10 protein-coding genes are annotated in these 10917 nt (G+C 40.5%); 1 reads left to right on the top strand and 9 read right to left on the bottom strand.

Translation table 11 applies throughout. The features are described 5' to 3' along the window. Window positions 1-31: 31 nt before the first annotated feature. The 4 genes from R6U02_RS09780 to R6U02_RS09765 all read right to left on the bottom strand — a co-directional run bounded on the left by R6U02_RS09780 (window position 32) and on the right by R6U02_RS09765 (window position 5925). Window positions 32-1213, bottom strand: coding sequence for a GNAT family N-acetyltransferase (locus tag R6U02_RS09780; RefSeq protein ID WP_410263428.1), 1182 nt, complete (start codon window positions 1211-1213; stop codon window positions 32-34). Window positions 1214-1331: 118 nt separating this feature from the next. Then, a complete protein-coding gene (locus R6U02_RS09775) occupies window positions 1332-3587 on the bottom strand; it encodes a DUF4084 domain-containing protein (protein WP_410263427.1) in 2256 nt (751 codons plus the stop codon). Between the two features lie 162 nt (window positions 3588-3749). Then, on the bottom strand, window positions 3750-4607 hold the full coding sequence (locus tag R6U02_RS09770; RefSeq protein WP_410263426.1) for an EamA family transporter: 858 nt from the start codon (window positions 4605-4607) through the stop codon (window positions 3750-3752). A gap of 274 nt (window positions 4608-4881) precedes the next feature. Then, complete coding sequence (locus tag R6U02_RS09765) at window positions 4882-5925, bottom strand: zinc-dependent alcohol dehydrogenase family protein (RefSeq protein WP_410263425.1); 1044 nt, start codon at window positions 5923-5925, stop codon at window positions 4882-4884. 295 nt (window positions 5926-6220) lie between these two features. On the opposite strand from R6U02_RS09765, the gene fabV reads away from it, so the two are divergent. Continuing rightward, on the top strand, window positions 6221-7417 hold the full coding sequence (gene fabV, locus R6U02_RS09760) for an enoyl-ACP reductase FabV (RefSeq protein ID WP_410263424.1): 1197 nt from the start codon (window positions 6221-6223) through the stop codon (window positions 7415-7417). A 107-nt stretch (window positions 7418-7524) separates the two neighbouring features. Here fabV and R6U02_RS09755 read toward each other — a convergent pair whose 3' ends face one another. The 5 genes from R6U02_RS09755 to R6U02_RS09735 all read right to left on the bottom strand — a co-directional run. Further along, window positions 7525-7833: an MGMT family protein gene (locus R6U02_RS09755; protein ID WP_410263423.1), complete on the bottom strand. Its 309-nt coding sequence runs from the start codon at window positions 7831-7833 to the stop codon at window positions 7525-7527. 42 nt (window positions 7834-7875) lie between these two features. Further along, window positions 7876-8580: a hydroxyacylglutathione hydrolase gene (gloB, locus tag R6U02_RS09750; RefSeq protein ID WP_410263422.1), complete on the bottom strand. Its 705-nt coding sequence runs from the start codon at window positions 8578-8580 to the stop codon at window positions 7876-7878. Window positions 8581-8598: 18 nt separating this feature from the next. Further along, on the bottom strand, window positions 8599-9069 hold the full coding sequence (locus R6U02_RS09745) for a YbaK/EbsC family protein (RefSeq protein ID WP_410263429.1): 471 nt from the start codon (window positions 9067-9069) through the stop codon (window positions 8599-8601). A 270-nt stretch (window positions 9070-9339) separates the two neighbouring features. Next, complete coding sequence (locus tag R6U02_RS09740; RefSeq protein ID WP_410263421.1) at window positions 9340-10212, bottom strand: DegV family protein; 873 nt, start codon at window positions 10210-10212, stop codon at window positions 9340-9342. A gap of 319 nt (window positions 10213-10531) precedes the next feature. Then, on the bottom strand, window positions 10532-10917 hold a 386-nt coding region (locus tag R6U02_RS09735), incomplete at its 5' end, for a DbpA RNA binding domain-containing protein (RefSeq protein ID WP_410263420.1).

Raw genomic sequence — 10917 nt, 5'->3', positions numbered from 1 at the left:
TTTTATTTTTTACATGCTTCCATCCACAATCTTACTCCCACTGTCCGGGGAACTTTAATTTTTGTAAAGGCGGGAATTTCTTATTATATGCTTCCACTTTTTCTTCCGGAATATTTTCAAAAACAGATGAAACATAAAATTTTCCTTTTACATCTTTTAGGCTGTTTTCTGTTAATTCTATGCCCATGAATGCTTCAAAATTTTTACCGCCTGCTGTTGTGATTCCAAATTTGTCACATGTTTCAAACCCTAACCGCGGATAATAATCAGGTTCTCCAAAAATGACAATGCCTCTGTATCCCGCTTCCCTTGCCAGGTCCATGGTCTCTTTCAATAACAATTCACCGACACCACATCCCTGCCATTTCGGTTCGACACAAAGAGGACCGAACGTCAGCACATCATGTGAGACATCTCCATCAACGACCTGTGCTTTGGAATACATGATGCACCCGATGACTTCTCCATCTTTTACTGCTATCCGGCTTAACTCTGGGAGATAGTCTTTATCCTGCCGTAATAAATGGACCAGATAATGTTCCTCGCACCCCGGTTGATACTTGTTCCAGAAAGCATGCTGAGCCATTAACTCGACTTCGTAATGATCGTCTTTTGTCTCCATGCGAATAGCTAGCTCTTCACGTGTTACTTTCTGTTTTTTTTCTGGAAACCATCCAAATTCCAGTCTCACTTCTTTTCTTTGTAAATCATCGTTACCATAGCTGCAGGTATCCAGACCAATCAAACCAAATCCTTCGTGCTGATAGAATTCGATCGCATTGACATTGGATGACTGGGTTTCCAGTATGATGGCTCGTCGCCGTTCAAGTCTTGCTTGTTCTTTGGCTACATCAAGCAACGCATGCCCTAGCCCCTGCTTCTGGTGGTCATCTGCCACCCAAATCACTGTGATCCGTAAACGATTCGACCACGATTCCGGATCTGTTTCGATCGCACCCACTAGCTCTCCGTCAATAATGAACCCCCATGCAAACGGATCTTCCCAGTGATCTTCGTATAATCTGTCCGGTGAGTCGTCGTCTTCTACACTGCGAGTCACTGTTTCCTCAAAAGCTTTCTTCTCTATCTCGATACGGTATCCCGTTTGACGTTTCTCTACAGTTACATCATAATACTGATCCGTGCTGTATTGGATCGGGATGATCGTACCTTTCCAGTTCTCCTTCGGTAAATGGGTGATCGTATAATCCATGGTTTGACCTTCTTTCTTTATAGCCTTCAAAAAGAATTTTGGACCAGAAAAAAGCTGACTGACGTGTCATTGCTAACTACTTCCGTATGTCTTGGCGACGTAAATAGAATTTCTCTTTTTAATCAACCTGAATCATCTTTTTCAAATATACACCATTATTATCCTTTAGAATATTTTCCATCTTTTCTGCTTTCACTGCTTTTGAGAAAAGAAACCCTTGTCCGATATGACAATGACCCTCAATCAACTTGTTTAATTGATACTCGCGCTCTATTCCTTCTGCGACCACATTTAAGTTTAAATCAATGCCTAAATGGATAATGGTTTTGACCATGGCCAGCTGCTTTTCATCATCGATATCATCAATAAAAGATTTATCCAATTTAATCGTGTCAATGGGTAATTGTCGGATCATGTGTAGTGACGAATAGCCTTTTCCAAAATCATCAATGGCTATTTTAATGCCTTTATTTCTTAAGCTCGTTAAAATTTCTACACTATCACTTGTATTTTGCATGATACTTTCAGTCACTTCTATTTCCAGAAACTGAGGTTGCAATCCTGATTCACGTAATGCTTTTTCGACAACAGATAAAAACTTCCCTTGTTGAAATTGTCGCACCGAAACGTTGACAGAGACACTTACTAGCGGCAGACCTTTTTCCTGCCATATTTTATTCTGTATACAGGCCTTAGTTAAAACCCATTCTCCGATCGACACGATCTGACCTGTTTCCTCGGCAATCGGGATAAACTCGGCTGGAGAGACCCAACCCAGTTCCGGATGTTTCCACCGTAATAGTGCTTCCATGCCCACGATTTTCTTCGTTTTCAGTTCTACTTTAGGCTGATAGTAAACTTTGAACTGTTTTTCTTCAAGCGCCTTTCTCAGATCACTTTCTATCCTCATTCTTCGAGCCATGATCTGATTAAGGTCATCATCATAAAACCTATACCCATTTTTCCCGCCTTCTTTGGCGAGATACATGGCCGCATCCGCATACTTGAACAATTCTTCATACGTGCGAGCGTGTAGAGGAAACAGACTGATCCCGACACTTGCCGTAACTATAATCTCATGGCCATGTATCGAGAACGGTTTCTGGAATTTGTCCAGTACTGTTTCTATAACCTGTATACATTTTTCTTCAGTTGCGTTAGTTAGGGTAATGGCAAATTCATCTCCGCCTAGTCTAAATACTTGCGTATCAGCTGCCAGGACTTGTTGTAGATACTTTGAAATTTTCTTTAATATAAAGTCTCCAGCTTGATGGCCCAGTGTGTCGTTGATGACTTTAAATCGATCCAGATCGATCAATAATAAAGCTGTGCTACTTTCTCTGCGCTCTTTCATCTCATGACCCAGATGTTCCTCAAAGTTCACTCGGTTTTTCAAGCCGGTTAATGGATCATGGTACGCTAGGTGTTTAAATTCATCTATCAGTTTATCGTTTTCTTTCACGATATATAATTGACGTGCAATGATCATGAAAATAATGACAAATAAACCTATACTTAACATGTTTAATTGCCATTGATAGCTTTGAATGACCATAATAATAAGTACGATCGTGCTGGCATAAGGAAGAATATTTTCAAATGTTTCAAATGTTTTTTCTATCTTCCAGATAGGTTCTTCTCTACCTTCTTTTACATAAAGCCCTGCAGCTCCTATCAGCCAAATACTGATTATCCATAACAGATCAGCGGGGGTCCCTTGGGAATAATTTCCTGTAATATTAAGATAGACAGAATAAGAATCCGCTATGACATGTAGAGAAAATCCCGTTACAACTAGTAGCATGACGGTCTTTTCTTTGTTTTTAAAAATAAGATAATACAAAATAATGAGAACAAACATTAGACTGATATCTACGATCGGATACGCCATGGTGATCATTGTATTCCATAAAGAATGATCTGAAAGGGCTAAAATAGGTTCGATCAAATAATGAATGCTGACGGAAGCGGCTGTGATCATGAATACAACAATGTTGAAAAGATAGACTTTTTTGAATGTGCTGGGATCAGCCCACCTTATCCAATAAACAAGGGAAGATAAAAACAGCACATACGCGATCAACCAAAAGGAACTTGCAATATTGGAATACAGCATTTTATTTTCTAAAAGAAAAAAGAACCATACTATGTTAGCTGTTAAGTAAAATACCCCTCCAATAGTTAACAGCAACCAGAATTTCTTTTGTTTACTCGTCGTTCGCCTGTAGGCTCTATGTATATATGTCACAAAGAAAATCAAACTGGCTGTTTGAAGAACATTAATGCCTATGGCTCCGATCCGTAAATTTTCTCCGAACAGCACTTTCCATCCGTAAAAGAGAATAATATTGATGGTAATAAAAAATGTGATCAATCGTCCACGCTTCAACTATATAATTCCTTTCGTGTTTATTAGAATGTGTAACAAAATCAAAAATAGTGCTCTTTTTAAGTTTTAATTTTACCATAAAATGTTTACTGGATGAGAATTTAGTTTACCTCATAACTGTATTTCCAGTGACTCTTAGCGATACTTTCAGCTCTGCTTCACACTTAAGAGGGTAACCGTCGCCAGGATGATCCCCATACCAAAAAGCTGGTTCACAGTAAGCCGTTCGTTCAAAACCATTACTCCAAAAAGGGAGGCAGTAACAGGTTCCACCATTGCAATGACAGAAGCTACCGTCGGTGGTGTTCGTTTCAAAGCAACTACATATAAGAAAAATGACAGACCTGCTCCGAAAACGCCTAAAAGAATCATCCAGAATAAGTCAGCTGAGTAAAAGATCGAAATGGCTGCATCATGATCGATGAAGAATAGCGTCACTAGAGTAAAGGTAAGGAAGGCCATCGTTAAAATCCCTTGTGGCTCTCCGTGTCGAGATGCATTTTTAAAACCAAAGATGAACAATGCATAGGATAATCCTGCGCTCAAGCCTGTAGCAAGTCCAAGTATCGTGATGCTTTCAAGGTCAGTATTGTAAATCTCTGTCAATAATACCACTCCGGCCATAACAAAACCAATAGTCAGCCACTTATATAATGATGCTTTTTCAAGACGAAATATAAAGGATATAAGCAGAACAAAAATGGGAGCAGTGTACATCAGTGTTGCCGCTACGGCAACGCTTGCCTCCGAAATACTGATGAAATAAAACATGAAATTTCCTGCTACGCCAATACCTGCAACGATAGACCATAAGAGCATCTTCCTGTTCCACCGGGTCGGCTGGAACACGACCCAGATAAGAACACAAAGTAGCCCCACTGCTCCCCGGTAAAAGGAAATAACTAGGGGATCCAACCCTTTACCTATTAAAAAACCACCTACCCCTCCGGAAAGTCCCCATAAAATCGCTGCTATAATAACTGATCCTGATCCGGCAAAACTCATATAGTTACCTCCTTTCAACTCTAAATAGATGGCCTTATCTAGTAAAAAAGATTATATAATAAAAATTTTAGCGACTTTTGATACAGTTCACAGTAGTAAGTTAAGATGAAAAAACAAGCATTAGCAAAGCACCAATGCTTGTTCCCGCGCTCTATGATGATTCTCTTAGATCAAGGAAAACTAATTGACTATCTATTCTCCCCAGTTGATCCATATTGGTCAATTAGAAAAAAATTATTGATTGCTAATTGTTTTTACTTCCAAAGCTACTTTTTCATTCAAAATCAATGATCAATTTCAGCGCTTTATTTTCAGAGGCATTCTCGAAAGTTTTATAAGCCTCTAATATGTCACTGAAGTGATAATGATGTGTTACCAGCTCATTCGGAGTGATTTTGCCTGACTCCACTGTTTTCAGTAACATAGGCGTTGTATTTGTACTGACTAATCCGGCTGAAATACTGATATTCTTGATCCATAAATCTTCTAAATGCAATTCGACACTTTTGCCATGTACGCCGATATTGGCTATTCTTCCACCAGGTGCTATGATCTTTTGACATATGTCAAACGTTTGAGGGTACCCTACAGCTTCCATCGCAACATCTACACCTAAGTCATCCGTCAGTTCAAATATCTGCTTGATGGCTTCCTCTTGATTTTTGGAATTGATGGTATGCGTAGCCCCGAATTTTTTCGACATTTCTAAACGGTTATCATCTATATCAACCATTATTATTTTTGCCGGCGAATAAAATTGCGCCGTTAAAAGTGCTGACATTCCGATTGGACCGGCTCCGATGATAGCCACCGTACAACCAGGTTCAACTTGTCCGGCTATGACACCGATTTCCAATCCTGTCGGAAGAATATCGCTGAGCATGACCAAGCTGTCCTCATCCATCTTCTCAGGGACATGATGAAGACTATTGTCTGCATGAGGCGTTCTTACATACTCTGCTTGAGTGCCGTCTATCAAATGCCCTAAGATCCATCCACCGTCTTCACAATGAGCATAGAGTCCTTTCTTACAATAGTGACACTTGCCACATGAAGTGATACATGAAATCAAAACTTTGTCTCCGACCTTAAAGTTTGAGACCCCACTGCCAACTTCCTCAACAATTCCAATTCCTTCATGTCCGATAGTTAACCCCTCTGGTACTTCTGGAGTATGACCTGCCAAAATGTGTAGATCCGTGCCACAAATAGTCGTCTTGACAAGTTTTACGACAGCATCCGTGCTCTTCTCGATCTTCGGCTTCTCCTTTTCGACAACATCTTTTTTATCTATACCAACAAACGAAAGCGCCTTCATTATATCCTTCCTCCTTCGATAATATGTTCTACAATTAACATCATATTAGCACCATCCTAGCAATGTATCAACGATTTCACCTTGCAAGCGTTTCTTGACGACTTAACTATTGGTAAAAGCTCCGCTCGTTCTTAAGAGCTCACACTGCTTCGTCTACCCGTCGTTCAGTTTAGCCCATCAACCGGTAGACACAGGTGACCGCCTTGAACTTGGAATTTCAGCAAGTAATTTCTCCTGAGAAACTTTTTCTGATATTATATCCCTATGACTATTTATTAATGGAGGAGAACTGATCATGGTGAAATTCAAACAAAATATACGCGGCAATGTGGCCCTCGGTGTCAATCCGCTTGGATGCAAACAGGCAGTATTGAATCAAATCGACTATGTGAAAAGTAAAGGGACTTATGAAGGGCCAAAAAAGGTATTGATCATTGGTGCGTCATCCAGCTACGGACTGGCCACCCGAGTTAGCCTAGCTTTCGGTGCGGGTGCAGATACCATTGGCATTTCCTATGAGAAGGGACCAAAGAGCGAAAAATCTCTGGGTACGGCTGGCTGGTACAATAATATCGCTTTTCGTGAAGCAGCTGAAAAAGAAGGCCTGACTGCCAAAAATTTTGTACAGGATGCCTTTAGCCATGAAACCAAGCAAGAGGTCATCGATTATATAAAGAACGATTTTGGAGGCAAGATAGATCTAGTCGTTTATAGCCTGGCAAGTGGTAGACGGACAGATCCTGATACTGGCGAGACCTACTATTCCTCAATCAAAGCCATTGAAGAGCCCGTGGTTGGCCCTAACATCAATATGCAAAAACAGACTTACTACACCGAAACGCTGGACCCCGCAACTGACCAGGAAATCGCCGATACAATCAAAGTGATGGGTGGCGAAGACTGGGAACTGTGGATGAAAGCCTTAAAAGAAGCAGATGTGTTGGCTGATGGCGTTCTGACGACTAATTATTCTTATTTAGGGACAGAACTTAACCAGCCTTATTATGGTCATGGTACCCTTGGCCGTGCGAAAGCAGATTGTGATGACAAGGCAGATAACATCAATGAGTTACTAACTGACATCAACGGCAAAGCCCAGATCGTTGTGGCCACAGCAGTGACCACCAAAGCCAGTTCGGTCATTCCGTTCTTCCCTGTTTATTGTATCGGTCTTTACAAAGTAATGGACGAAAAAGGCACGCACGAAACACCGATCATGCATATGGACCGTATCTATCGAGAAATGATTTATGGTGACAAAGCTGAGTATGATGAAGTTGGCCGTCTGAGACCTGATAGTTGGGAACTTGACAGCGACACTCAGGCCAAAACGAAAGAACTGATCCAAAAATTAAATGAAGATAACTTCAATTCTGAACTGACGGCGTACGACATCTTTTATAAAGAGTTTTCAAATCTAAGTGGCTTCATGGTTGATAACTATGTTGATCAAGAAGTTTCTTTAGAAGAATTAAAAGCACTGGAATTTTAATCTAGTTTGGTGTCGCAGTAAATAGAAAAAAGGATATGGCTATAGAGCCATATCCTTTTTTGTTGCGTTTTTTTACTTTATACCTCCCGCATACCTTTAAAGCATACTCAGTATTCCCATTGACAGCTTTTTATATCAGCATGGTTTTCATCCTTCATTGGCACATCTTCGTCCTCCAGCAGCTGTCTCTGTTCTCTCCAGCCTGGTGCCAATCGGCCGGCATGATTCACCACTCTGTGACAAGGATAATCGCCGTAAAATTCCGACATGCTCAACACTCTGCCTACCAGTCGGGAATTTCTTTCTCTGCCGATCAACCTGGCGATCTGACCGTATGTGGCTACTTCCCCCTTAGGAATCTCCTCGACCACTGATAATATTTCAAATATCAACTCTTCATTTAAAATTCGTTTCATATTCTTTCTTCCCTTCACAGCTTGGAAATAACTCCGATCCTGTCACTGGAAATTATCGCGGGCCTTTCGCAGGCGAATAAACTCTTCCAACGTCTCAGCCTGAAGGAATAGGTTGATGCTCTTTTCCTTTCCGATCATAGATGGCAAGGTTGGACGTCCTTCTGCACGCAACTGGTCGACTTGGTCCAGGGCTTCAGAAATCACCTTGTTGGCCGGCTGCAGAGAATGTGCAAAGCGCAGATTGGTCTGCGTATACTCATGAGCTGCATAGACGTGTACGTCATCGTTCAAGTCTTTGAATTTCTGCAAGGCAGCATATTGAGCTTGGTAATCTTTTGTAAAGACTCGTCCGCAACCGGCTGAGAACAAGGCGTCCCCACAGAAAAGTGCTTCCCCCATTAAGAAACTGATGTGCCCATGGGTATGGCCGGCCGTTTTGAAGACTTGAAAGGTTCGACCCAGCAGTTCAAAGGAATCCCCATCCTGGATGACGAGCTTAGCTAGGGGCTCGGTTTCTTTCGGTCCATAGATTGGGACATTAGGATAGTTCGCTGAAATTTCTTTCACCCCGCCGATATGGTCGTCGTGATTATGGGTCAAAAGAATGGCGGCTAGATGCAGCTGTTGTTCCTCCAAGTAAGCTATCACGCCTTCAGCTTCGCCCGGATCGACCACCACTGCTTCCGTTCCTTCTTCAATGATCCAGATATAATTATCAGAAAGCGATTTGATTGGATGGATGTGCATCAGAATAACTCCTCACTATTAATTTTCACTGTAAATAAATAACTCATTTCCGAGTAAGCCGATGATTTTTTTCAAATCTTCAGCCCGGATGACCATGGTTTGATCCGGTCTGGCAGGAGCAAAAACAAGTTTTTCTTGTTCAAACAACTCCTCATCTACTATCATCGGAATGGACTCTTCATAGCCCAAAGGCGTTACGGCCCCTGGTTTCTGACCGGTGACTTCCTCCATTTCATCCGGTTTTACAATGGACACTTTCTCCCCTGCAACTTGCTTCAAGCGTTTGAAATCGGTGCTTTTCGTCGTGAAGGTCACGAATGAATAGTATTGTCCGGATTTCCCTTTCAGAAAGAGTGCTTTGGTTTCTGTACCCGTAAACCCTTTTTCTTTTTTCATGATCACAGCATCTTCATTCGTATAGATGGGATCATGATCATACAATTCAAAATAAATAGCATGTTCTTTTAAAAACTCTTCGAGATTGACTATCACTTTTTCTCCTCCTCATGTATATGTATCCATCCTCTCTCACTACACCAAATAGGTAAGATACGTTAACTGATCCAAACAGTTGAAATCCATTTTTATATTTTTAAAACCTCATTATTCAATTCTCTTTTTCGTTTGCTTCTTCTTAGTATACTCTGCTCCATTTCTAAATCCAAACAATCGAAAAATACTCACCCGAATTGATGCCCTTATCGTCGCTCAAGAGAAGAAAAAAGCCTCCAGGAATTATCCTGAAGGGCTCACATTGATTTACATATTTTCTTTTTCCATAAAGAACAGTGATACGCCACCTAAACCTACATGTGTCCCCACAGCAACGCCCATCTGCATGATATAAATGATTCCTGAGAAATCTGTTTTCAGCTTGATTCTTTCTTTAAGTTCATTTGCGATGCTCTTTTCATTCGAATACCCAATAATAATGAAATTGGTCCACTCAGGGTCATATCGTTTCTGAAATTCTTTCACATAATATTTCAGCGCTTTATTGGTGCCTCTTACTTTAGCAACGATTACACCCTTCGTATCTTTCATAGTCATAATTGGTTTTACGTGTAACAAACTTCCAATAAATGCACCCGTATTTGAAATACGTCCACTTTTAGTTAAATTGTGTAAATCATCCACACATAAAAAGTGTTTCACTCGTTTTTTATGTGTTTCACTGAAAGCAACTAATTCTTCAAATGTATATCCTTCTTCAAGTAATTGTGCAGATTTCAGTATTAACCATCCGCTCCCATGACTCATTGACAAAGAATCTACGACATGAATTTTCACTTCTGTTTCTTCATGTTTGTCATAAAATGAATTCCTTGCGATTTCTGCAGACTGGTAAGAGGCACTCGTTCCACTCGACATACAAACACATAAAAATTCAGTATAGCCTTCTGCCATCGCTTCTTCAATAATTGTTAAGTAGGCTTCTGGACTAGGTGCTCCCGTCTTAGGTAACTCTTCCATCTCAGGTAATCGTTCAAAAAATTGATCCGAAGTAATATCCATTTTATCGCGATAGTTAACGCCTTCAATTTCAATGTTTAAAGGTGCAAGTCCAATCTTATATCGTTCCACGATTTCTTGCGATAAATCACACGTTGAATCAGCCATAATTTTAATCATTTTTGATTTCCCCCAATACCTGATCCCTATTAAACGTTCGAGGACTTTCGTACATTATACTGTATTTTGATACAATTAAATACTTGAAATTTAAAGTAAGATCAACAAGATCAAGATATTCTACCACCGGGATAATAATAGTACCCTCTATAAGCTAGAATGAACATTTTAACTTATGGAGGGTACTATTTACTTAGTCCTAGTTATCTTTCTTTACAATTTGAGAACAGAAGTTGAATTATCCTTTTTTGAATGGATAGGTTCTGTTATTTTGTTATTCCCTCATGGGATAGTCTCAAGTATCAAATTACTCTTCTATTTACTTGTGTGCTTTACGGACTTTCAACGTTTTGCCTTTAATCGTACGGTCTTGCATTTCGGAAATGACATAGGGTCCTTTACCGTTCAATATTTCAATATAGGTGACATTTTCCTGAATCGTGATAATCCCGATATCTTCGGCTGAGACATCTTTGATACTCGTCAACGTCCCGACGAAATCAAAAGCGCGCAGTTTTTTCTTTTTGCCACCATTGAAATAAATCTTAGTGATGTCCTTATTCAGCTCTTTATTACGGGCGATCTTCGGTGCCACGCGTGCCTGTATTTTCTTTTCAAATGCGGCCTTCGCACGGGTGACCGAGCGTTCGTTAGGGGCAAACACTTCCGTAAGCTCCTGGCTGTCATCGAAGGCATAGTCACGCA

The organism is Alkalibacterium sp. (assembly GCF_046484155.1).
Classification (GTDB): domain Bacteria; phylum Bacillota; class Bacilli; order Lactobacillales; family Carnobacteriaceae_A; genus Alkalibacterium.
This window is presented reverse-complemented; position numbering and strand designations above follow the sequence as displayed.